Raw genomic sequence first — 23,180 nt, 5'->3', positions numbered from 1 at the left:
CGATAGTTCGATCGAATACCCGACGACCCGCATCGTCGATAGAGCGAGGTGCGCAGAACGCGACTGTTTCGAAGCAACGTCTTGCCGCAGCGAGCGTTGCGGAATGCGTTCGCACGATCGAATGCCCGCTGTTGAAACTTTCCGCGACGACCAGCATGAGCGGACGTGCGTTCCGTTCGCGCTCGGGTGGTGGCTTGGTCGTATCGAGATCGGTCAGCCCGAAATTCGCAAGACCCAGGCGCACGAGACCGTTGATGCCTTGTTTCACGGCATGGCGGTTTCCCTCGGTATAAGTGCAATGCATATACAGCGCCCAGAGACTCGTCAGATCGAGCGGCGGCGACTCATTCAGTTTGTCGATCGAGCCGGTCAGCCATTCGAGCAAGCGGATGCGTCGTGCACACGCAATCGCGCTGCCGCCGAATTGTTCTCCTCCGATACCGATGGCAAGACTCAACGCCGAAGAGCGGTCGGCGTTCCAAAGTTGCGCGATATCGAGGTCGATGCGTGATTCCGGGCTGTACAGAATGCTCAGGCGTCGAGCGGTGTCGGCAGAAAGAGTGGATGCGTCGGCGTTGCCTTGGCGACGAGCAAGCAACTCACGCACGAAATGGTCGGTATGACCGGGCGACGTGGCAGCCGCGATGCTCCAGATGAGCGAACGCTGAACTTGCAACGATTGCAAACGAACGTCGGTCCAGGTGAATCGCGGATTCACGAGCATGCTTCCTAAAGCATGACAAACGCGGCTGGCGAAATGCTCGTCCGACTCGGATCTATTGGCGAACGCTCGGGCGTCGCCGTGGGACATGAGGTCGGCCAGATTCATATACGGAAATCTTGCCAACCGTTCCGAGAACTTGCCGAACAGGGCGAGAGCTTCATCGAAGTCTTCGCCATTGATACAGGACTCGAAACGTTCAAGTGAAAATACGCCGCTGGTTTCCATTTGCTCTACTGATCACTTAATCGCTGAAGCTCATACTAAATGATCATACTGGCAAAGTAAGCCGATTGAACCAACTGTCACATTCGCGGCCGATGTGCTGCGTCGATCAAAGGTCGACGCGTCTTCGTTCCAGCACATCCTTGGCCTCGGCAAGACGCGCAGCCAACTCAGGGCCACGTGCCAACGCCATGCCGACCGCGAGAATATCGCCGATGGCCAAGTGCGATACGCGGGAAGTCATCGGCGAGAAAATATCCGTGTCTTCGTCGACATTCGCGAAAAGCCCGATATTCGCCATGCGCGCGAGCGGCGAATTGCCATGCGTGATAGCGATCACGCTCGCGCCGCGATCCATTGCCGATTTGCACGCGTCGAGAATGTCTTTTGTGCGGCCAGTATTGGAAATGGCGACGACGACATCGCCGGGTCCGAGCAGCGCCGCCGAAGTCGTATAGGTATGCGGGTCCGAATACGCAACCGACGGCACGCCGAGGCGGAAGAACTTGTGCTGCATATCCAGCGCCGCGATGCCCGATCCGCCCGCGCCATAGAACTCGATGCGACGCGCGTTGGCCAGCACGCCAATCGCGGCGGCGACGCTGTCCGACGACAAGCTGTTGCGCACCTGGATCAGCGCGCCGATGGTGCGGTCCAGAACCTTCGCGGCAACGCCCGCAGGCGGCTCGTCGCTGCGGACATCGCGATAAACCGTGGGAACGTCCCCTGCCACGCTTTGAGCAAGACGAATCTTGAACTCGCGAAAGCCGGAAAAGCCCAACGCCTGACAGAAGCGCGCGATCGTCGGCTGACTGACGCCTGCCCGCGCCGCAAAATCGGTCATCGACAAGTCGAGTACCTCGCGCGGCGCTTCGAGCACGTAGTCGGCCAGCTTGCGCTCCGAAGGGCGCAATTGTTCTCGCATCGCCTCGACTTGGGACAGCAACATCGGGAATCTCGCCTATGCTGGAAAATTGCCTGCGACTATAGCTGATCGCTGCTTTGTACATTTACTACACGATCTGATGTGTAGATTTAGGGGATTTCCCTGAGTTCGCTGCCAGTAAAAGCGCCAGATACGCGAACGCTTAACAAATAAAGGCGGATCGCAAGTTGTCTGCTTGTAGTTTTTCTACTAACATTTCGTTTCACGGCACGACGCAAAATTATCAGATAGCTGCCAGTCCTCGCGACGTCCACCCAATACCTCGACGGCAAGCACGCCGGAGTGAGACAAAGGAGCTCCGATGGTTTCCCCGCATTCGCAACTCAAGAAGGTCACCGACCGCGTGATCGAACGCAGCAAGTCCACTCGTTCGGCTTATCTGACGCGCATCGACGCCGCGCGCGGCAAGTTTCCGGCGCGCGGCGCGTTGTCGTGCGCCAATCTCGCGCACGGCTTCGCGGGTCTCGAAGGGCAGGAAAAGTTCGCGATCAAGGCGGTGCGCGAGCCGAACATCGGCATTGTGTCTTCTTATAACGAAATGCTGTCGGCGCACGCGCCGTACAAGAGCTTCCCCGACATCATCAAGCAGGCGGCTCAGCAGCACGGCGGTATTGCGCAATTCGCGGGCGGCGTGCCGGCCATGTGCGACGGCATCACGCAGGGCAACGCTGGCATGGAGTTGTCGCTGTTCTCGCGCGAAGTCATCGCCATGAGCACGGCCGTGGCGCTCACGCACAACATGTTCGATGCCGCCTTGTGCCTCGGCGTATGCGACAAGATCGTGCCGGGTCTCGCCATCGGCGCGCTGCAGTTCGGACATCTGCCGACCATCTTCGTGCCCGCCGGTCCGATGACGAGCGGCCTCACCAACGACGACAAAGCGAAGGTTCGTCAGGAGTTCGCGACGGGCAAATGCAACCGCGACGCATTGCTCGAAGCGGAAGCGGCGGCTTATCACGGTCACGGCACATGCACGTTTTACGGCACGGCGAACAGCAATCAGATGCTGATGGAAGTGATGGGCCTGCATCTGCCGAGCGCTGCGTTCGTGCATCCGCATACGCCGTTGCGCGATGCACTTACCGCCGAGGCCGCGCGTCGCGTACTGGATATCACTCTCGAACGCGGCCACTACACGCCGATTGGCCACGTCGTCGATGAGAAAGCGATCATCAACGGCATCGTCGCGTTGCTGGCGACGGGCGGCTCCACGAATCACACGCTGCATCTGGTGGCGATCGCGCGCGCGGCGGGGATCATCATCGACTGGAACGACTTCGATCAACTGTCGCAGGTCGTGCCGTTACTCGCGAAGATCTATCCGAACGGCAAGGCCGACGTGAACCATTTTCACGCGGCGGGCGGCGTTGCGTTCCTCGTGCGCAATCTGCTCGAAGGCGGCTTGCTGCATGAGGACGTGCAGACGGTCGTCGGTCATGGGCTGTCGCATTACACGAAGGAGCCGAAGCTCATCGACGGCAAGCTCCAATGGGTCGACGGCGCTAAAGAAAGTCATGACAGCAAGGTGCTGCGTTGCATTGGCGAGCCGTTTCAGCCGGATGGCGGTTTGCGGCTCATGCAAGGCAAACTCGGGCGGGGTGTGATCAAGATCTCGGCGGTTGCGCCTGAGCATCGCGTGGTGAAGGCGCCGGCTATCGTGTTCAATTCGCAGGAAGAAGTGCAGGAGGCGTTCGACAGGGGCGAGCTCAAGCGCGATTTCGTGGCGGTCGTGCGCTTTCAGGGCGCGCGCGCGAATGGCATGCCGGAGTTGCATCGATTGACGCCGTTGCTCGGCGTGTTGCAGGATCAGGGCTTCCATGTGGCGCTCGTGACCGATGGGCGCATGTCGGGCGCATCGGGCAAGGTGCCCGCGGTGATCCACATATCGCCTGAAGCGTTGTTGCATGGTCCGATCGGAAAGGTGCGCACGGGCGATATGATCGTGATCGATGCGCCGTCGGGCGTGCTCGATGTCGATATCGATGCCGACGAATGGGCGGCGCGCGAAGTGGAGGCGCCGCTGCATCAGGCGCAAAACGAGGCGGGCTTCGGGCGTGAGCTGTTCGGCGTGTTCCGTCACGCGGCGTTGCCGGCGGAAGAGGGCGCGTCGGTGTTTGGCGCGCTGCTTGACGCCGCGTCTGCTCCGTCGCACCGCTCGCCCGATGTCGTGAAGGCGCACGCGACACATTGAGTCAAAGGCCGTTGCTGCCTAAAACAAACCTCGCGGCTTGGCCGTTAGACAACGGCGCCGCATCAAACACCAGGAGTCGTATCACATGAAAACGGTAAGCGAAATCGTCCGTCTTGGTCCTGTCATTCCTGTTCTTGCCTTCGATTCGGTCGAGCAGGGCGAGCACGTCTCGCGCGCGCTGCACGCTGGCGGCGTGAAGGTGTTGGAGATTACGTTGCGCACGGCCGCGGGTATCGCGGCAATCGAACGCGCAAGCCAGCTTGCGGACGATATCGTCGTGGGCGTCGGCACGATCACGAAACCCGAGCATTGCGCACAGGCAAAGAAGGCGGGTGCGCAATTCGGTGTGTCACCCGGCTTGACGAAAGACATGCATAAGGCTGCGCAAGATGCGGGCTTGCCATTGCTGCCTGGCGTGATGACCCCGAGCGACATCATTACGGCGATGGAACTTGGATATGAAATCGTGAAGTTTTTTCCGGCGCAGCAGGCGGGTGGAATTCCGATGCTGCAGGCTTTTCATGGGCCGTTTCCCAACTTGAAGTTCTGTCCGACGGGCGGGATTACTGCCGAGACGGCGACGAGCTTCTTGGCGCAGCCAAATGTGGTTTGTGTGGGCGGGTCTTGGTTGACGCCGAAGGCTGCGCTGGCTACGCAGAATTGGGAGGAGGTTACGAGGCTGGCGCGGGCGGCTACGGAGTTGACGGCGCAGGGGTGAGTTGCTGGGCTAAAGAGATGTGATTTCTCTCGCGCATGAGCTTGTCCTTAGGGGCGCGTCCTTTGTACAAAGGTGACGTGCCCTGAGCCGAGCTCGCGTTTCGTGGTGGTACTCGCTTATCGAGCCCTTTTCCGATCTAGTCGGTTCTTGTCGGCCCGCATCTTCGACGTGACGCTTGAAATATCGACTTCTACTTTTGTGCGTCACGCCCGTTCTGCACACACCCTTGATGGCGGTGACGTAGGACCCAAGAGCTCATCCTTCAAAATGCTTGGGGGTTCTTCAGCAAATTTCGGCTGACACTGACGAGTTAAGCGTTGTGTCGTGTTGAGTAAGAGTTCAGCACTTGGTCGTCGACGTTTTTAGTCTTATCCGTCAGAACCAACGGCTCGAGCAAGCCGTCGCTGAGTGGCTCCGCACCACTGGCTGCATCACGGCAAGATGCAGACGATGTGTGAATTAACATTTCAATCGATGCTTCTAAGTTGAATTTGAGCATCTTAAAAATTGAAATCTACTCAACGTGCGAAACGGCCCGATGGTTTCGATTGTTGGGCGATTTGGTTCGAACCAACACTGTTCGCCAATTTATTAAAACAGGCTGAGATAGGTGTGGATTTTGAATAAACAGATTCTGCGAATTTTTCGCCGCTATACGCCGTCGGATAATTGAATTCGTGATCCACGGACACGAACGATTTTAGTAGTATAAAAAGAGCGAGCTAAGACGAAGAAAATCATTGGTATCCGCACTGGTGATGGCTGAAAGCAGGTGACAGAGAAACGAACTTGACCGCAGGATGCTGAACCAGAAGTAACTGCTTCTGCAAGACTCGACATTTGCTGACGCTTGCGAGCGAGCAACGATCAGCAAGCAACAAGCGACGTGCGACGCGAAGCGAAATAGGCCCGATTCGACACTTAGTGTGCCTTAGCTTCTTCCTAAGTGGAACAAGTACGCATGGCTCGATGTATTGGGTCGAACCGCACCTCGACGCTATAGCAGAGTAACAGAGGCCACCGAATTGCACTGTGCTGGCGTCGGTGCGCGCATTCGTGCATTTTCATTCGTCGCAACCAAACCGCTGCTAATGCAATGCTTGCGACGCGTATCTCGTTCGTGAGCGAGTTGGCGAATCGTGCCGACATGGTGGGCGCGGACATCGATGCAGTGCGGCGTGGCATAGGATCGTGCCGTCAAGACGAGCCTCGGTGATACAAAGCGAGACATCGTTACGAACTGTGGCGACGCTTTCTTGCGCCGATCTTCCGCACGCTCTTTTGAGCAAAGTGCCCCGAAACTTCTTAGCTTTTCCACCGAAAGCGGTCGGACGTTTTAGCCTGCCGGACTGCCTTTCAGCGTTGGCAGACTAGAACCCTGGCACCGTCATAGGACGACTCTCATAAACCGTCAGGTTCACTGGGAATTTCAGGTGTTCTTCTATATATTTGACCAAGGAATCCGCTTTTTGTCCTCCGGCAAAAACGCTTGATTACGGTCTCTCCTGCTTCCCATCAGCGTTTGGCAAATGGCAACGCGTGCGTCTTTGGGTACGGCAGTCTCTCAAACGCAAAGCCAACAGCGCAGCGTTTCAATTTCTGAAAATGCGCTTCGTCATTTCTGGGATAACAACTAATGACAATCCGAATCGGAATTTCTGTCGTAACGCATCAAGGACAGAACATCTGGCAGAACGGGCTTGGGCAAAATGTCATCTTCTTGGCGGAAGCTCTCCAACGGTTACCGTTCGTAGAAAGCGTTTCATTGATTGATGTTGGCGATCAAAACGCGATGCCGCCGCAAGTCGATCTGTCGTCTAGAAAGGTGCGCATCATGCGCGCAGCGGACGCAACCAATCATGTCGATGTGATTTTCGAGATGGGTGGTGCGCTGGATACCCAGTGGCTTGATCTAATGCGCGCACGCGGCAAGAAGGTGGTTTATTACTGCTGCGGGCAGCCCTACGTTGGTCTCATTGAGGCGCCTGTTTTCGATAAACCGGTTCACGTCATGCGGCCGGACCGCTATGACGAAATCTGGTTGATGCCGAAAGATCGGTTGTCAATCCCCATGATGCGTACGCTCCACCGTTGCGACGTTCATCTCGTGCCATTCATCTGGCATCCGCAGTTTCTCGAACAACGCATTGCCGAAGTAAGCGAACACGGACTCCATTTCGGATATCAGCGTCGGAGCGGAACTTCATTGGAAGATCCACCACATGCGCAGGGCTTTCGTGTCGCAATGTTCGAGCCGAACATTTCAGTTGTGAAGACGTCGAGCATTCCGATGTTGGTATGCGAAGAAGCATATCGAGCCGTGCCTTCGAGCGTGTCGCACATGCATGTGCTCAACTCGCTGCACATGAAGGATCATCCGACGCTCGTGCAAATGGCGAATTCGCTCAACATCGTGAAAGACAGCAAGGCAACATTTCACGGTCGAAATGACATAGCAGGCTTCATGGCGCAGTACGCAGATGCCGTCGTCTCTCATCAATGGGGAAACGACCAGAATTATCTTTATCTTGACGTCTTGTATGGCGGCTATCCGTTGGTGCACAACTCGCCTTGGCTCGACGCGGGCTACTACTACCCGGATTTCAACGCGCAGGAGGGCGGCCGGCAACTCTTATTGGCTGCTCGCGAACACGACGCATCGCTAGCTGACTATCGCGCACGAGCCCAGCGTGTAATCGACTCGGTCAATCCGTTTCAACAAGCGAATCTCGATAGTTTCGCCAATCGGTTGCTGCACCTCTGCAACCACAGCACTGTGAAGCTCGGCGTATGAACAAGCAAACAAAACCCCTCATGCCGGAGCGGTTGAATGTCGGCGTTTCCATTTTTATCCGAAAAGGCGAGCAATCGCTCTGGGAAAACGGCATTTTCCAGAACTGCCTGTATCTCGTCATGCTGCTTAAGCGTTCTCCGCGCGTAAAAGCCACTTATTTGGTGACGGGCGGCGGCGATGGTGGCCCGGAGGACGCCAAGCGTTTCTTGGTCGATTCGCCGGCACCGCTCATCGACATGGAAACAGCCATGACGAAGCTCGACGTAATGATCGAGATGAGCGCGCAGCTCAATAAGGAATGGTCGATCAAGTTTCGAGACGGCGGCGGAAAGATCATTACGATGCGCGTGGGTAATGACTACGTCATTGACATCGAGCGAATGGTCTTTAACCTGCAACACGCGCTGCTTATCTCGGGTGCGCCGTATGACGAGGTTTGGACGCTCCCGGAATACGAGCGCAGTTGTGCGCCATACTTCGAGACGCTCTTCCGTGCGCCCGTGAAGCTGATGCCGCACCTTTGGAGTCCTGTGGTTCTCGACCGCGAGGTTGCGAAATTGCCAGAGGGCCAGACGTTTGGATATCAGCGTGGCCGTGGCCGCTGGCGGATCGGAATCTTTGAGCCGAATGTCTGCATGGTGAAAACGAGTTATATCCCCATGCTCTGCTGTGAAATGGCGCATCGGGAGAATCCGGACATGATTGAACGTATGTCCACGGGCGTGGATTCCTTGTCGACGGGCATGTCCTCGCTCTCGACAGGTGTGTCCTCGCTCTCGACGGGCTTCAGTTCGCTCTCCACGTCGATCTCGACGACCGTCAACTCGATGTCGACCACTGTGAACTCACTGTCGACGGGCATCGACTCGATGTCGACGACCGTGAGCACTGCGATGACCGACGTCACGAGCATCTCGACGGCCATGAGCACTGCCGCGAACGGGGGTGGCATCAAGTACTTCCATGCCAACTCCGTCTTGATCGACTCGTCGGCAACGGGCAAGAACTCGATCGCAATCGGCGGCAACGCCGTGGCGACGGCCGACAATGCGGTGGCTTTGGCTACCAACGCTGTCGCCGACCAGGCGAACACAGTGTCGTTCGGCAACAGCACGGACAAGCTGCGTATTACCAACATCGCGAACGGTATTGCTGACAGTGACGTCGCAACGGTTGGTCAGTTGAAGGATTCTGGCCTCTACGGCAATCAAACCGCGAAGACGGCCGCAACGTTCGACACGGATGCCAACGGCAACACCGACTACAGCAACATCACGCTGAGCGGCGCCCAAGGCACGCAGATCCATGGCGTTCAAGCCGGTGTCGCTCCGACCGACTTGGCCAATAAGGCGCAGTTCGACGCGCTGGCCAGTTCCATCCAGAACGTCACCGCGAGTGCGAATCCGCTCTTTGCGGCTGATGGCGACCGCACGACCGAAGCGGCCGTGGCTAGCGGTCCGCACGCTGTAGCAAGCGGCGCGAACGCACAAGCCACGGGCATGAGCACCACCGCAATGGGCACGAATGCCCTTGCGAGCGGGAACTACGCAACGGCGATCGGCGCAGGCAGCCAGGCTACGGCGGACAACTCCGTTGCCTTGGGTGCAAGTTCCGTGGCGGATCGTGCTCAGACGGTGTCGGTTGGTGCGGTGGGAAGTGAGCGTCAGATCACCAACGTCGCGGCTGGTACGCAAGACACGGATATGGTCAACGTGAACCAGTTGAACGACGCGGTCGCACAATCCAACAGCTACACGGACGGTGCGGTTGCCGGGATGCAAAGCCAGGTCACCAACATCGGTCGCACTGCCTACTCGGGTATTGCAGCGGCTACGGCTCTGGCCATGGTCCCGCACATCGATCAGGACAAGGATATGTCCGTCGGTGTGGGCGGCGCCGCGTATCAGGGTTATGCGGCGGCTGCCGTCGCGATGAACCTGCGCGTCACGCAGAACCTCGTGTTGCAGGCGGGTGCGGGTACGAGCCGCAATGGCACCGTGTACAGCGCCAACGCTTCGTACCGGTGGTAAAGCGAGCTTCCTGACGTGAAAGTCAGGAAGCAAAGCCTGGGCATTCGCGTAGTCGCGCGTTTGCCCAGGCGCTCGATTCAAGCAACCATCAATTACCCGGCAGTTACAAGATGTTCAAGTATCTTATTTCCATCATCTCAGCAGCGGCAATTTTGTCTGCATGCACCACCGACACAGGCATGGCCTATACGGCTCGAAAGGTGAACATCGCAAATCAGGGCGAAGCCTATCGTGTCACATGCTCCGGTCTGTTCGAGTCGAAGAAGTCGTGCATGAGCGCGGCGACAAAGATTTGCCAGGATCGCCAAGTGGTTCTGGTGCAGGCAGTCGACGGTCTGCAAGGCAATCAAGGCCGTAACGATCCGCGTGAGATCACCTTCACCTGCGGTTCTGCCGCATCGACCGCGAATCCGGCGTCCTGATTCAAGCTGTTCGAATCAGCGCGAAGCAATTTGCACGAAAGAGCCGACTCTCAACAAGTCGGCTCTTTTCATATTCAAGCGACGGCGCGCGCATCCAAATTCAGCTTTATGTTGTCCTTCGACCGCTTTACGGACGACTTTCCCGCTTACCAGTAAAATCCCGATTCTTCGGCGCGGTGCACGCGCTTGCCCGTTGCTTCTTTGCAGCGACGGCAAACGCACGCATAGCGCCAAAAACCTCAACAAAATCAAAGGAGGCGTCATGCCGGCCGTCCACGGGAGCATGCTCCTGCTCTATGCGGTAATCGCGATCGCGGTTCTGATCCTGATGATCGCGCGTTTTAAGGTTTACCCGTTTCTCGTTCTGATCATCGTGTCCGTGCTGCTCGCGCTTGCGGTCGGCATGCCGATGGACAAGATCGTCAAGGCGTTCGAGACCGGCAACGGCAATACGCTCGGGCATATTGCCATCGTCGTGGGTCTCGGCACGATGCTCGGCAAAATGATGGCGGAATCCGGCGGCGCCGAGCGCGTCGCCAATACGCTGATCAATGTCTTCGGCGAAAAGAACATTCACTGGGCGATGATGGTCGTGGCGATCATCGTGGGCTTGCCGGTGTTCTTCGAGGTGGGTTTCGTGCTGCTGATTCCGATCGCGTTCAATGTCGCCAAACGCACGGGCAAGTCCTTGCTGCTGATCGGTCTGCCGATGGTCGCCGGCCTTTCGGTCGTGCACGGTCTGATTCCGCCGCACCCGGCCGCGTTGCTCGCGGTGCAGGCGTATCACGCCGATATCGGCAGGACGATTGCGTATGGTCTGATCGTCGGGATTCCGACCGCAATTGTCGCCGGGCCGCTTTTTGCGCTCATGATCCACAAGTACATCAAGCTGCCGGACGCCAATGCGCTGGCCGACCAGTTCATCAGCAAGCATGGCGATACGGAAAAAAAGCGCGATCTGCCGAGCTTCGGCATTACGCTCTTCACCATTCTGTTGCCGGTGATTCTCATGCTCGTCGGCAGTTGGGCTGACTTGGTCTTCACGCCGAAGACGCTGCCCAACGACCTTCTACGCTTCGTCGGTCAGTCCGACATGGCGCTTCTGATTGCCGTGCTGGTCAGTTTCTGGACTTTCGGTGCGGCGCGCGGCTTCAATCGCGATCAGATCCAGAAGTTCTGCGGCGAATGTCTTGCGCCAATCGCGGGCATCACGCTGATCGTGGGCGCGGGCGGCGGTTTCGGCAATATCCTTCGTGAGAGCGGCATTTCTCAGCAGATCGTCGCCACCGCTTCGCAAGCGAATCTTTCGCCCTTGCTGCTCGGCTGGTTTGTCGCCGCGCTGATTCGCCTGGCCACCGGCTCGGCGACTGTCGCCATGACGACCGCATGCGGTATCGTGGCGCCGATTGCCGCGGCGGCAGGCGGTCACGTCAGTCCCGAGTTGCTGGTACTTGCTACCGGCTCTGGCTCGCTGATCTTCTCGCACGTGAACGATGGCGGCTTCTGGCTGATCAAAGAGTATTTCGGGATGACGGTCGGACAGACGTTCAAGACCTGGTCGTTGCTCGAAACGCTGATTTCCCTGATGGGTTTAGGTTTGACCTTCGCGCTCGCGGCGGTCGTGTAAGGAGATTTTGATGATTCTGATCGCGATGGGCGTCTCGGGCGCCGGCAAAACCCGCATCGGCGAAATGCTGGCGGAACGCCTGCAATGCCCGTTCACTGACGGCGACGCGTTCCACAGCGCCGCCAACAAGGAAAAGATGCACAAGGGCATCCCGCTGACGGACGACGACCGCTGGCCGTGGCTCAAGACGATCCGCGCGGCGATCGAAGAGAAAAAGCGCGCGGGCGAAACGGCGGTGTTCACGTGCTCGTCGTTGAAGCGCTCGTATCGCGACATCTTGCGCGATGGCGACAAGGACGTCGTTTTCGTCTATCTGCAAGGCACGTTCGACGTATTGAAGGAGCGCCTGCAGACGCGCACAGGCCACTTCTTCGAGCCGTCGCTGTTGCAAAGCCAGCTCGATACGCTCGAGGAGCCGGGCGAAGACGAGGCGATCATCGAGAGTATTGAACTCACGCCTGAGCAGATCGTGGATAACGTGATCGAGAAGCTCAAGACGCGCTGAGTCAGGAGCGATAGGCATCAAAAAAGGCCCCGCGTGTTCAAGCGCGGGGCCTTCTTTTATGAAGCGAGCAAGTGCGGAAGGGCCGGCTCAAGCGGCCCGATCGAACGTCAAGCGATTCGCTTCGCCAGCTCGACCGCCTTGCCGATATACGAACCCGGCGTCATGTCGAGCAGCAGCTGCTTCGCATCCGCGGGAATCGCGAGACCATTGATGAACGTCTGCAAGCCTTCGCGCGTGATGCCTTTGCCGCGCGTCAGTTCCTTCAGTTGCTCATACGGATTCTCGATGCCGAAACGGCGCATCACCGTTTGCACGGGCTCGGCGAGCACTTCCCAGCAATTGTCGAGATCTTCGTTCAGGCGCGCCGCGTTCACCTCGAGCTTGTCCAGACCGCGGATCAGCGCGTCGTAGGAGAGCAGCGAGTAGCCGAATGCCACGCCGATATTGCGCAGCACCGTCGAATCGGTGAGGTCGCGCTGCCAGCGCGAAATCGGCAGCTTGTCGGAAAGATGGCGCAGCGTCGCGTTCGCTAGGCCGAGATTGCCTTCCGAGTTTTCGAAGTCGATTGGGTTGACCTTGTGCGGCATCGTCGATGAACCAATCTCGCCCGCTTTCGTGCGCTGCTTGAAGTAGCCAAGCGAGATGTATCCCCACACGTCGCGATCGAGGTCGAGCAGAATCGTGTTCGCGCGCGCGACGGCATCGAACAGTTCCGCCATGTAGTCGTGCGGCTCGATCTGGATCGTGTACGGATTGAACGTGAGCTTCAAACGGTTTTCGACGACATCCTTCGAAAACGCTTCCCAGTCGAACTCCGGATACGCCGACAGATGCGCGTTGTAATTGCCGACCGCGCCGTTCATCTTGCCAAGCAACGGCACCTCGACGATACGTTCGATGGCGCGCGACAGACGCGCCGCCACGTTGGCGATTTCCTTGCCGAGCGTCGTCGGGCTCGCGGGCTGGCCGTGCGTGCGCGAGAGCATTGGCTGTTCGGCGTGTGCGTGCGCGAGCTTCACCAGGCGCTCGTGCACCGAGCGCAGCGCGGGCACGATCACATGTTCGCGCGCGCCGGCGAGCATGAGCCCGTGCGACGTGTTGTTGATATCTTCCGACGTACACGCGAAGTGAATGAACTCGCTCGCGCGTTCCAGTTCCGGCTGACCCTTGACCGATTCCTTCAGCCAGTATTCGACTGCCTTCACATCATGATTCGTGACGCGCTCGATGTCCTTGATGCGCGCCGCGTCGTGCGCCGTGAAGCGCTCGGCCAAGCTCAGCAGAAATTGCTCGGATGCCTCGGAGAAGCGCGGCACTTCGGCGAAGCCCGCACGCGACAGCGCGATCAGCCAATGAATTTCGACCGTCACGCGGTGACGCATGAATGCGGCCTCGGAGAGCCATTCGCGCAGGGCTTCGGTCTTGGAGGCGTAGCGACCGTCGAGCGGCGAAAGCGCGGTGAGCGCGAAGAGGGTATCGGGACGGGTATCGGACATGATGGCTTGGCGTGTCAGCTTCTGCTTGCGGCTGGAAGGAAAAGACGGCAGAACTGCGCATTTTACCATCGGATGCGTCCCAATCCCGGCGCGCCTCAGCCTTGGGCGCGCAATTCCCGGTCTAGCGCGTCGAGTTGCGCGGGCGTGCCGACGTTCTCCCAGCGGCCTACGTACAACTCGCCGGTGGCGCGTCTGCCCACGATGGTCTCGCGGTAATACGGCGTCAGCGCGCGGCGCGTACCCGGAGTCAGGTCATGGAACATGCGCGTGTCGTAGAGACCGATGTTGCCGAACGTATGGCGCGGCGCGCCGTCGACGGCGAGCAGTCCGTCTTCGCGCATCGCAAAGTCGCCGTTTGGATGGAAGGGCGGATTGGGCACCATCACGAGATGCATGCCGGGCGTATCGCGCGATGCGAGCTTGTCGGCGCGTTCGCCGAGCGACGCATAGTCGAACTCGCAGAACACATCGCCGCTCACCGCGATAAAAACGCCGCGCCCGATCAGATGCAGCGCCTGCGCGATTCCGCCCGCCGTTTCCAGCGCGTCGGTCTCGGCGGAATAGCGCAACTCGACGCCCCAGCGCGAACCGTCGCCGAGCGCGTCTTCGATCTGCTCGCCGAGCCACGCGTGATTGATGACGATGGTTTGGATGCCCGCCGCCGCGAGCCGCTCGATCTGCCAGACGATCAACGGCTTGCCGCCGACTTCAAGCAGCGGCTTCGGGCAGGAATCGGTGAGCGGGCGCATGCGTTCGCCGCGGCCGGCGGCGAAGATCATCGCCGTGTTGAGGGTTTGACTCATGGCCGCTCAGAACGTATAGCCGACTTCGATCGCGCGGCCTTCCCACTGATCGAGCAGCCGCGCGAAGGGGAAGAGCGGCGCGTAGCGTTCGGCCACCTTGCGCGCGTAGCCGATGAAGCGCGGCAAGTCCGCCAGATAGTGCGACTTGCCATCGCGATAATGAATGCGCGCGAACAGCCCGAGCACCTTGATGTGCCGCTGCAGGCCCATCCACTCGACCTGACGATAGAACTCGCCGAAGTCCGCATCGACCGGAAGGCCGGCCTTTCGCGCGCGTTCCCAGTAGTACACGATGCAGTCGAGCTGAAACTCTTCGTCCCAGCTGATGAACGCGTCGCGCATGAGCGATGCGATGTCGTACGCAATCGGCCCGTACACCGCGTCCTGAAAATCCAGCACGCCGGGGTTCGGCTCCGCGACCATCAGATTGCGCGGCATGAAGTCGCGCAGCATGAAAGTCCGCGGTTGCGCGAGCGCGCTTTTGACGAGCAGATCGAAGGTCTTGTCGAGCGTCTTGCGCTCGGCTTGTGTGACCTCGCGGCCAAGGTGACGGCTGATGAACCACTCGGGCATCAACTCCATCTCGCGACGCAGGAACGCTTCGTCGAACGGCGGGAGCACGCCTTCGCGCGAAGTCTGCTGAAAGCGGATCAGCGCGTCGATGGCGTCGCGCATGAGCCCGCGCGCGTTCTTATCATCGAGGACGGAGATGTAGGTGGTCGTGCCGAGATCGGTCACGAGCATGAAGCCGGCCTCGAAGTCGGCTTCGAGAATCTTCGGCACATGCACGTTGGCGGTTTCGAGCAAGCCTGCCATTTGCACGAACTCGCGGCATTTCTCGGGCGGCGGGGCATCGACGGCGATGAGCGTGCTGCCATGCTCCGATGCGCTCTCCAGCCTGAAGTAGCGGCGAAAGCTGGCGTCGGCCGACGCGGGCGCGAGCGTCGCGACATCGAGCCGGTAACGATCGGTGAGGGTTTGCAGCCACGAACCAAGTTGTTCGAAGCGGGAATCGGGGGGAATGTGCGTCATAAATTCGAGAGGCAAAACATCTTGCCATATAATACCCCACGACTTTTTTAAGCGATCCGTTTCAAGCCTGGCGCCAGGCCCGACGACTGTCCGCGTCACCGTTCGATCGAGTGTCGTCCCTGCCTGGCAACGGACCGTCCAGTTTCGACCTCGACGCATGTGCGGTCACAGCGCGGCCAAAAGCGCGGCCGCAGACTTGTCGGCATCGCGCTCAGGACGCGAACGGGATCGAACCGCCACCCATACATGCCGCCACGACAGTTTCCCGCATCGAAGATTCCAGGCGACGCTCAGCCACGCCGGCGGCGGCTCGTCGCCGCGCTTTTATCCGTTCCGGGCCTGATGCCCGCTTTCGCGCACGCTCAGCTTGCAGGACCCGCAGCCGAACCGCAGCCAATCGACGGTCCCGGCAGCCTGCGTCTCGCGCCCCAACTGGAAGAGCGCCCGCTGAAGAGCGGCCAGCAGCCAACGAGTTTTCTTCTCGGCGACAAGACCACTGGCACGTCCGACGAGGACATGGCGGCGAAAGGTTCGGCGGAAATCCGGCGCACGGTGACGGTCATCAAGGGCGATGCGCTCCATTACGACCAGGACACCGACATGGCCGATGCTTTCGGCAATGTCAGGCTCATCAACAACGGCGTGTCGTTCGTGGGTCCCGAAGCGCATTTGAAGGTGGAGGCGAACGAAGGGTTCATGACGAACCCGAAGTACCACTTCCTGCTGACGGGCGGCTCGGGCAGCGCGGAGCGCATCGATATCATCGATAACGAGCGGGCGCGTGTCGATCACGGCACCTACACGGCCTGCGCGTGCGAAACCAATCCGGCCTGGTACATCAAGGGCAGTTCGTTCGATTTCGATACCGGCGCCGAAGACGGCGTCGCGCATAACGGCGTGCTGTTCTTCCAGGGTGTGCCGGTATTCGCAAGCCCGTGGCTGTCGTTTCCGTTGACGGGCGACCGCCGCAGTGGCTTTCTGCCGCCGACTTTTTCGGTGAGTTCGAACACGGGCTTCGAACTGACGGCGCCGTACTATTTCAACATCGCGCCTAATCGCGATCTGACGGTGACGCCGCGCGTCATGACGCAGCGCGGTGTGCTGATGGAAGCGACGTACCGCTATCTGTCGCCTACTTACTCCGGCTCGTTCACTGGCGACTATTTGCCGAACGATCGCGAAACGCACACGAACCGCTATGCCATCTTCTGGAAGCATTTTCAGAACTTCGGCGGCGGCTTTGCGGGTTACGTCAATTACAACAAGGTTTCGGACAGTCAGTATCCGGAAGACCTGGGCAACGCGTCGAACCAGTTCCTGAACGGCACGCAGTTGCTCTACCAGCAGGAAGCGGGTCTGACATACAGCAACGGACCGTGGTCCGTGCTTGCGCGCGAACAGCGCTGGCAGACGTTGCAGCCGTCGGTCCCGCCGTATGCGCGCGAACCGCAGTTGAACGTGCAGTACAGCAAGTTCAACGTCGGCGGTTTCGACTACGGCGCCGAAGCGGATTTCACGCGCTTCACGATCACCGAGGAAGGCGCGACCGACGGTCAGCGCATGTACTTCAACCCGTACGTGAGTTACGGGGTCAACGCGCCGGGCTACTTTGTCACGCCGAAGATTCAGTGGCACTTCGCCTCTTACGACCTGAGCCATATCGCGACCGGGCCGATTGCGGGCCAACCGCTGACGCCGGCAGGTCAGCCGAAGAACTTCACCGAATCGATCCCGACGCTCAGTTTCGACTCGGGTCTCGTGTTCGACCGCTCGGTGCGGCTCTTCGGCCAGGACTACATCCAGACGCTGGAACCGCGGCTTTACTACGTCTACACGCCGTATCACAACCAGAATTTCGCGCCGATCTTCGATACCGCCGAAGCCGACTTCGGTCTCGCCGAGATTTACACGCCGAACACGTTCGTCGGCAACGACCGGATCGCGGACGCAAACCGCATCACGGCGGGCCTCACGACGCGCTTCATCAACCCGGCGACGGGCGATGAACGTGCGCGTTTCGTCATCGCGCAGCAGTACTATTTCACGAGCCAGCGCGTCACGATCTCCGAGGATCAGCCGATCAACGAGGCCAAGCACTCGGACCTCATCGCGGGCGCGGCGATCAAGCTGGGAGCTGGTTTCGCCTCGGAAACCGCGTTCCAATATAATGTCGACAACAATCAGCTCGTGCGCTCGAGCATCGGCTTCGCGTTCAGCCCGGCCGACCGCAAGGTGATCAACGTCGGCTACCGCTACACGCGTTCCAACCAGACCACGCTCGTGAACGAGCCGATCAACCAGATCCTGGTGTCCGGCGAGTGGCCGCTCACGAATCGTCTCTATGCGGTCGCTCGTGTCAATTATGATCTTGCGAGTCATCGGCTCGTCGACGGCCTCGTGGGCTTCCAGTACGATGCCGACTGCTGGGCGCTTGGTTTCGGCGCGCAACGTTACGCTAATGGCGTCAACACCAGCGGTCAGCCCTCGTCCGGCACGCGCGTGCTCGCGCAGCTTACGTTCAAGGGCCTGTCGAACGTCGACAACGGCCTCGTCAGCGCGTTCCGCGCGAGCGTCCAGGGCTACCAGCCTCCGCCGCCAGCAGCGCCGCCGCTCGCCCGCTACAGCAACTACGAGTGAGCCTCGGGGAACGCAGGCGGACAAGGCATCCTCTAACACGCAGCTAAGAAGCAGTAAGGCGGCTCGCCAGAACCGCACGAGAAGCAGCATACGAACGGGCACGACCCGTATTTGATGGAGTATCTGTGGCAAACGTGAATATGTTTCGATCGACGGTAGTTGCAACAAGCGTGATCGCTGCCGCTCTGATCCTGAGTTCGCCGGCCGGTGCGCAGGCGTTGTCGAATGGCAGCAGTGCCCAAGTCACCGATTCGGTCGTCGCGATCGTCAACGACGGCGTCATTACGCGGCGCGAACTCGAAGATCGCTCGCGCCTCATCGCGCAGCGTCTGCAACAACAGAACGCGCCGGTGCCGCCCGCTGAACAATTGCAGCAGCAGGTGCTCGATCAGATGGTGCTCGAGCGCATTCAGTTGCAGCGCGCGAAGGAAGACAACATCGTCGTCGACGACGCCACCGTGAACCGCACGCTCGAGCGTCTCGCGCAGCAAAACCAGATGACGCTCGACGTCTACCGCTCGCGCATCGAGGCGCAAGGCGTGCCTTGGGCCACCTTCACGCGCGACGCCCGCACCGAACTCACGCTTTCCAAGCTGCGCGAAAAGGAAGTGGACAGCAAGATCACCGTGTCCGACGGCGAAGTGGCGAACTACATCGCCAGCCAGCGCGGTCCCGGCGCGCGCAACTCGAGCGATCTGCACCTGCAGCACATCATGTTCAAGCTGTCTTCCGACGCATCTTCCGCCGATGTCGCGAAGGTGCAGGCGCAAGCCGACGCCGTGCTTAAGCAAGCGCAAAACGGCGACGACTTCGCGAAACTTGCCAAGCAGAATTCGCAGGACACGGACGCAGGCAAGGGCGGCGACCTCGGCTTTCGCACGCCGGGCACGTTGCCAGCGGGCATCGTGTCGGCAGTGGCCACGCTGCGTCCCGGTCAGGTCGTGCCGACGCTTCTGCGCACCGACGGCGGCTTCGAGATCGTCAAGCTGGTCGAACGCCGCGCGAGCCAGGGCACCGCGGCCGATGCGCCGAAGCTCGTGCAGACGCACGTGCGTCACATTCTGCTGCGCGTGTCGGATGGCATGTCGGAACAGTCGGCGCGCCAGAAGCTGCTCGACATCAAGCAGCAAGTGCTCTCGGGCGGCGATTTCGCGAACTTCGCGCGCACGTATTCGCAAGACGGTTCGGCCTCGCAAGGCGGCGATCTCGGCTGGATCAGCCCGGGCGAAACCGTGCCCGAGTTCGAACGCGCGATGAACAGCCTGCAGGACGAAGCCGTGAGCGACCCGGTGCGCAGCGAATACGGCTATCACCTGATCCAGGTGCTGGGTCGGCGCGACGCGGAAGGGTCGGCCACGCAGCAGCTCGATATCGCGCGTCAGGCCATTGGTCAGCGCAAGGCGGAACAGGCGTACTCCGACTGGCTGCGCGAACTGCGTGACACCGCCTACGTGCAGTACAAGGGCATTGCGGCGCAAGCCCAGCAGTAAGACAGCATGAACGCCGACACCCATCCGCTCGCCCCGGCGATCACCATCGCGATCACCACGGGCGAACCGGCGGGCGTCGGTCCGGAATTGACGGCGGCCGCCTTGCAGGAAGCGCACGCGCGCTGGCCGTTAGCGCGCTTCGTCGTGCTGGGCGACCGCGAGTTGCTCAAGGCACGCGCCGCGTCCTGGCCTGCCGCGCATGGTGGAATCGAGATCGAGCATCATGCGCTTGCCGCGCCCGCCGAGGCCGGCAAGCTGAACGCGGCCAACGGCCGTTACGTGCTGAATCTGCTCGATGCAGCCATCGACGGCGCGCTCGCAGGCCGGTTCGACGCCATCGTTACCGCACCGCTGCAAAAGAGCACGATCAACGACGCCGGCGTGCCTTTCACCGGCCACACCGAATATCTCGCCGAGCGCACGCATACGCCGCAAGTCGTGATGATGCTGGCGGGCACGGGCGAGCGGCCATTACGCGTTGCGCTTGCCACCACGCATCTGCCGCTGAAGGACGTGTCCGCGGCACTGACCATCGACGGATTGGTCGAGACGCTGCGCATCATCGATCACGATCTGCGCGCGCATTTCGGCCTCGCCGCGCCGCGTATTCTCGTGACCGGGCTGAACCCGCATGCGGGCGAGAACGGTTATCTCGGCCGCGAGGAAATCGATGTCATCGCGCCCGCGCTCGAATGTGCTCGCGCGCTCGGTATCGACGCGCCGGGTCCGTATCCGGCGGATACTCTGTTTCAGCCGCGCTATCTGAAAGACGCCGATTGCGTGCTCGCGATGTTCCACGACCAGGGCTTGCCGGTACTGAAATTCGCAACCTTTGGCGAAGGCATCAATGTCACGCTGGGTTTGCCGATCATCCGCACTTCCGTCGATCACGGCACGGCGCTCGATCTCGCGGGCACGGGCCGCGCCGATGCGGGCAGCATGATCGCGGCCATCGACGCCGCCGTCACGATGGCGCGCCACAAGCACCGAGACAAGCGCGGCGTCTGAGCGTCGCGCGGTTCTTTATCCACATCAGTTTCAAAGGCGTCAGACCGATGTCCACCAGACACCAGGGCCATTTCGCGCGCAAGCGCTTCGGGCAGAACTTTCTCGTCGATCAAGGCGTGATCGATTCGATCGTCGATACGATCGCGCCGAAACACGGCGAACGCATGGTCGAAATTGGACCGGGGCTTGCCGCGCTGACCGAGCCGCTGATCGAACGGGTGGCCACGCCCGAGTCGCCGCTGCACGCCGTGGAACTCGACCGCGATTTGATCGGCCGGTTGGAAAAGCGCTTTGGCGAGCGTCTCGTCGTACATTCCGCCGATGCGCTCGAATTCGACTTCGGCTCGCTCGCGCTGGAAGGCGACAAGCCGACGCTGCGTATCGTCGGGAATCTGCCGTACAACATTTCGAGTCCGCTCTTGTTTCACCTGACGAGCTTTGCGCCCAAGGTGATCGACCAGCACTTCATGCTGCAGGACGAAGTGGTCGATCGCATGATTGCCGAGCCCGCCAGCAAGGACTACGGCCGCCTGTCCGTGATGCTGCAATACCGCTACGTGATGGACAAGCTGATCGACGTGCCGCCCGAATCTTTCCAGCCGCCGCCGAAAGTGAATTCCGCGATCGTGCGGATGATTCCGTTCGCGCCGCACGAACTGCCCGTGGTGGATGAGGCGACCTTGAGTGAAGTCGTCAAGGCTGCTTTCGCGCAGCGTCGCAAGGTCCTGCGCAACAATCTCGGCGCGTATCGCGACAGAATCGACTTCGACGCGCTCGGCTTCGATCTCGCGCGTCGCGCCGAAGAAGTGCCGGTGGCGGAGTTCGTTGCGCTGGCACAAGCGCTCGTGCGGGCTTGAGTGTCATAGACATAGCGCGGCGCTCGAAACGTCCGAAAGCAGCCGCATGAGACGTTCGAGCCGCATGCGCTGGTCGCGATGCAGGCCGCGCGTCGCGCTGACCTGCTGCACGCGACTGCGCCAGTACGTCTGGCCGAACAGCGAATTCGCGCCTTCCTTCGACAGGACGCGTTCCAGATGCACGATGGCGGCATCGACTGTCTGCGTGGTGTAAGGGCTCGTTGCGCTCACTTGTTCTCCTCGTTCTGTTCGTTCTTCGGCGGATGCGAGTGAGTCATTGTGCAAGCCCGCAGGGACAAATCGCGTCCCGAAGAAACGCGTTCCAACGCGACGCGATTCGTTCTTTGCGGCTGCTATCATCGTCGCTCCGCGCGGTCATCGAGTACATCAAAAAGGAGGCAACGCCATGCGGTTCGTTCACGCGGCGGATATCCATCTGGACAGCCCGTTGCACGGTCTCGCCGCTTATGCCGACGCGCCCGCCGATCTCTTGCGCAACGCCACGCGCGACGCATTCACGAAGCTCGTCGATGTCGCGCTCGAAGAGGCGGTGGACTTCATGGTCATCGCGGGCGATCTCTACGACGGCACCTGGCGCGACTACAACACCGGCATCTTCTTTTGCCGCGAGATGGGGCGCTTGCGACGCGCGGGCATTCCGGTTTATGTGCTCTTCGGCAATCACGACGCCGAGAGCGAGATGACGAGCCAGTTGCAGTTGCCCGACAACGTGCACACGTTTTCGAGCAGAAAGCCGCAGACCTTTCGACTCGACGCCCTGAAGGTGGCGCTGCACGGCCACAGCTTCAAGGAAAAAGCGGTCACGACGAATCTCGTCACCGCGTATCCGCAGCCGGTCGAAGGCTACTTCAACATCGGCGTGTTGCATACCGCGCTCGAAGGCAGCGCGGCGCACGCGAGTTACGCGCCGTGCTCGATCGCCGAGTTGCACGCGCGGCAATATCACTACTGGGCGCTTGGCCACGTGCACGATTTCGCCATCTGGCAAGAGGCCTCCACGATCGTGTTTCCTGGCAACTTGCAGGGCCGCAATATCCGCGAAACGGGCCGGCGCGGCGCGGTGATCGTCCACGTTTCGGAGACGGAAGAGGTGAGCGTCGAGCGGCTTTTCATCGATGTCTTGCGCTGGGAGTCCGTTATCGTCGATGCCAGCGAAGCCGTCGCGCTCGATGACGTCGCGCTCGCGGTCGGACGCGCGCTCGATGCGCTCGTCGAATCCGCCGCGCAACCCGTGCCGCTCGCGGTGCGGGTGACCATCACCGGCGCGACCGAAGCGCATGGCGCGCTATTCGGTCTCGAAGCGCAACTGCGCGCCGAAGTGTTGGCGCAGATCGCGGCGATCAGCCACGACCGTCTGTGGCTGGAAAAAGTGAAGATCGCGACGCAGCCGATCGTGCATTCGAGCGCGGCGGGCGAACCGTTCGCCGGCGGCGCCGATGCGCTCGCCGACCTGCACGCCTTGTTGGTCGAAGCCGAGTCCGACCCGGAATTTCTAAGCATGTTGAAAGAGCGTTTGATCGGTCTGGCGTCACAGGCGCCGAGCGAATTACAAAAGTCGGTGCCCGAACTCGAATACGTGCGCAACGACGATCTCGCGCGGATCGTCGCCGAAGTGCGCTCCGGTCTGATCGCCCAACTCGCGGATGCGGAATAGGCT

The 23,180-nt window shown here is 60.3% G+C and carries 17 protein-coding genes and 2 pseudogenes; 13 read left to right on the top strand and 6 right to left on the bottom strand.

Features of this window, described 5'->3' with window-relative positions:
- Positions 1 to 298: 298 nt before the first annotated feature.
- A pseudogene (locus P9250_RS32670) lies at positions 299 to 949 on the bottom strand (hypothetical protein); the annotation flags it as partial.
- A 106-nt stretch (positions 950 to 1,055) separates the two neighbouring features.
- On the bottom strand, positions 1,056 to 1,895 hold the full coding sequence (locus P9250_RS29965) for a MurR/RpiR family transcriptional regulator (RefSeq protein ID WP_244826223.1): 840 nt from the start codon (positions 1,893 to 1,895) through the stop codon (positions 1,056 to 1,058).
- A gap of 298 nt (positions 1,896 to 2,193) precedes the next feature.
- Between P9250_RS29965 and edd the strand changes: the two genes are divergently transcribed.
- From edd to P9250_RS29925, 8 genes and pseudogenes are all read left to right on the top strand, one after another.
- On the top strand, positions 2,194 to 4,083 hold the full coding sequence (gene edd, locus P9250_RS29960; protein WP_310396703.1) for a phosphogluconate dehydratase: 1,890 nt from the start codon (positions 2,194 to 2,196) through the stop codon (positions 4,081 to 4,083).
- An 85-nt stretch (positions 4,084 to 4,168) separates the two neighbouring features.
- Positions 4,169 to 4,801 carry a bifunctional 4-hydroxy-2-oxoglutarate aldolase/2-dehydro-3-deoxy-phosphogluconate aldolase gene (eda, locus tag P9250_RS29955; RefSeq protein WP_310396701.1) on the top strand — a complete coding sequence of 211 codons (633 nt, stop codon included), beginning with the start codon at positions 4,169 to 4,171 and terminating at the stop codon, positions 4,799 to 4,801.
- 1,084 nt (positions 4,802 to 5,885) lie between these two features.
- Positions 5,886 to 5,993, top strand: a pseudogene (locus P9250_RS29950) (hypothetical protein); the annotation flags it as partial.
- A gap of 444 nt (positions 5,994 to 6,437) precedes the next feature.
- Positions 6,438 to 7,595, top strand: a complete 1,158-nt coding sequence (locus tag P9250_RS29945) for a DUF2827 domain-containing protein (RefSeq protein ID WP_310396699.1) — start codon at positions 6,438 to 6,440, stop codon at positions 7,593 to 7,595.
- Positions 7,592 to 9,625, top strand: coding sequence for a DUF2827 family protein (locus tag P9250_RS29940; RefSeq protein WP_310396697.1), 2,034 nt, complete (start codon positions 7,592 to 7,594; stop codon positions 9,623 to 9,625). Before P9250_RS29945 ends, P9250_RS29940 begins: the two co-directional genes overlap by 4 nt.
- 110 nt (positions 9,626 to 9,735) lie before the next feature.
- Complete coding sequence (locus tag P9250_RS29935) at positions 9,736 to 10,047, top strand: hypothetical protein (protein ID WP_310396695.1); 312 nt, start codon at positions 9,736 to 9,738, stop codon at positions 10,045 to 10,047.
- Positions 10,048 to 10,309: 262 nt separating this feature from the next.
- Positions 10,310 to 11,674 carry a GntP family permease gene (locus P9250_RS29930; protein WP_250465615.1) on the top strand — a complete coding sequence of 455 codons (1,365 nt, stop codon included), beginning with the start codon at positions 10,310 to 10,312 and terminating at the stop codon, positions 11,672 to 11,674.
- Between the two features lie 10 nt (positions 11,675 to 11,684).
- A complete protein-coding gene (locus P9250_RS29925; RefSeq protein WP_244826208.1) occupies positions 11,685 to 12,179 on the top strand; it encodes a gluconokinase in 495 nt (164 codons plus the stop codon).
- Between the two features lie 107 nt (positions 12,180 to 12,286).
- On the opposite strand, the gene purB is transcribed toward P9250_RS29925, so the two are convergent.
- The 3 genes from purB to P9250_RS29910 form a co-directional block, all read right to left on the bottom strand.
- Positions 12,287 to 13,675, bottom strand: a complete 1,389-nt coding sequence (gene purB / locus P9250_RS29920) for an adenylosuccinate lyase (RefSeq protein WP_244826207.1) — start codon at positions 13,673 to 13,675, stop codon at positions 12,287 to 12,289.
- Between the two features lie 95 nt (positions 13,676 to 13,770).
- Positions 13,771 to 14,478, bottom strand: coding sequence for an N-acetylmuramate alpha-1-phosphate uridylyltransferase MurU (murU, locus tag P9250_RS29915; protein WP_310396692.1), 708 nt, complete (start codon positions 14,476 to 14,478; stop codon positions 13,771 to 13,773).
- A gap of 6 nt (positions 14,479 to 14,484) precedes the next feature.
- Positions 14,485 to 15,510, bottom strand: a complete 1,026-nt coding sequence (locus P9250_RS29910) for a phosphotransferase (RefSeq protein ID WP_310396690.1) — start codon at positions 15,508 to 15,510, stop codon at positions 14,485 to 14,487.
- Between the two features lie 246 nt (positions 15,511 to 15,756).
- Here P9250_RS29910 and P9250_RS29905 point away from each other — a divergent pair, with 246 nt between their 5' ends.
- From P9250_RS29905 to rsmA, 4 genes are all read left to right on the top strand, one after another.
- Positions 15,757 to 18,147 carry an LPS-assembly protein LptD gene (locus tag P9250_RS29905; RefSeq protein ID WP_244826204.1) on the top strand — a complete coding sequence of 797 codons (2,391 nt, stop codon included), beginning with the start codon at positions 15,757 to 15,759 and terminating at the stop codon, positions 18,145 to 18,147.
- Positions 18,148 to 18,272: 125 nt separating this feature from the next.
- Positions 18,273 to 19,637, top strand: a complete 1,365-nt coding sequence (locus P9250_RS29900; protein ID WP_409014962.1) for a peptidylprolyl isomerase — start codon at positions 18,273 to 18,275, stop codon at positions 19,635 to 19,637.
- A 6-nt stretch (positions 19,638 to 19,643) separates the two neighbouring features.
- Complete coding sequence (gene pdxA, locus P9250_RS29895) at positions 19,644 to 20,645, top strand: 4-hydroxythreonine-4-phosphate dehydrogenase PdxA (protein WP_250465609.1); 1,002 nt, start codon at positions 19,644 to 19,646, stop codon at positions 20,643 to 20,645.
- 47 nt (positions 20,646 to 20,692) lie between these two features.
- A complete protein-coding gene (rsmA, locus tag P9250_RS29890; RefSeq protein ID WP_250492708.1) occupies positions 20,693 to 21,502 on the top strand; it encodes a 16S rRNA (adenine(1518)-N(6)/adenine(1519)-N(6))-dimethyltransferase RsmA in 810 nt (269 codons plus the stop codon).
- 3 nt (positions 21,503 to 21,505) lie between these two features.
- On the opposite strand, the gene P9250_RS29885 is transcribed toward rsmA, so the two are convergent.
- Entirely contained in the window at positions 21,506 to 21,733 is a 228-nt protein-coding gene (locus tag P9250_RS29885; protein WP_244826201.1) for a hypothetical protein, read from the bottom strand.
- A gap of 175 nt (positions 21,734 to 21,908) precedes the next feature.
- On the opposite strand from P9250_RS29885, the gene P9250_RS29880 reads away from it, so the two are divergent.
- Positions 21,909 to 23,177: a DNA repair exonuclease gene (locus P9250_RS29880; protein ID WP_310396687.1), complete on the top strand. Its 1,269-nt coding sequence runs from the start codon at positions 21,909 to 21,911 to the stop codon at positions 23,175 to 23,177.
- The last annotated feature ends 3 nt before the right edge of the window (positions 23,178 to 23,180 follow it).

The sequence above is a fragment of the Caballeronia sp. LP006 genome (genome assembly GCF_031450995.1).
Classification (GTDB): Bacteria; Pseudomonadota; Gammaproteobacteria; order Burkholderiales; family Burkholderiaceae; genus Caballeronia.
This window is presented reverse-complemented; position numbering and strand designations above follow the sequence as displayed.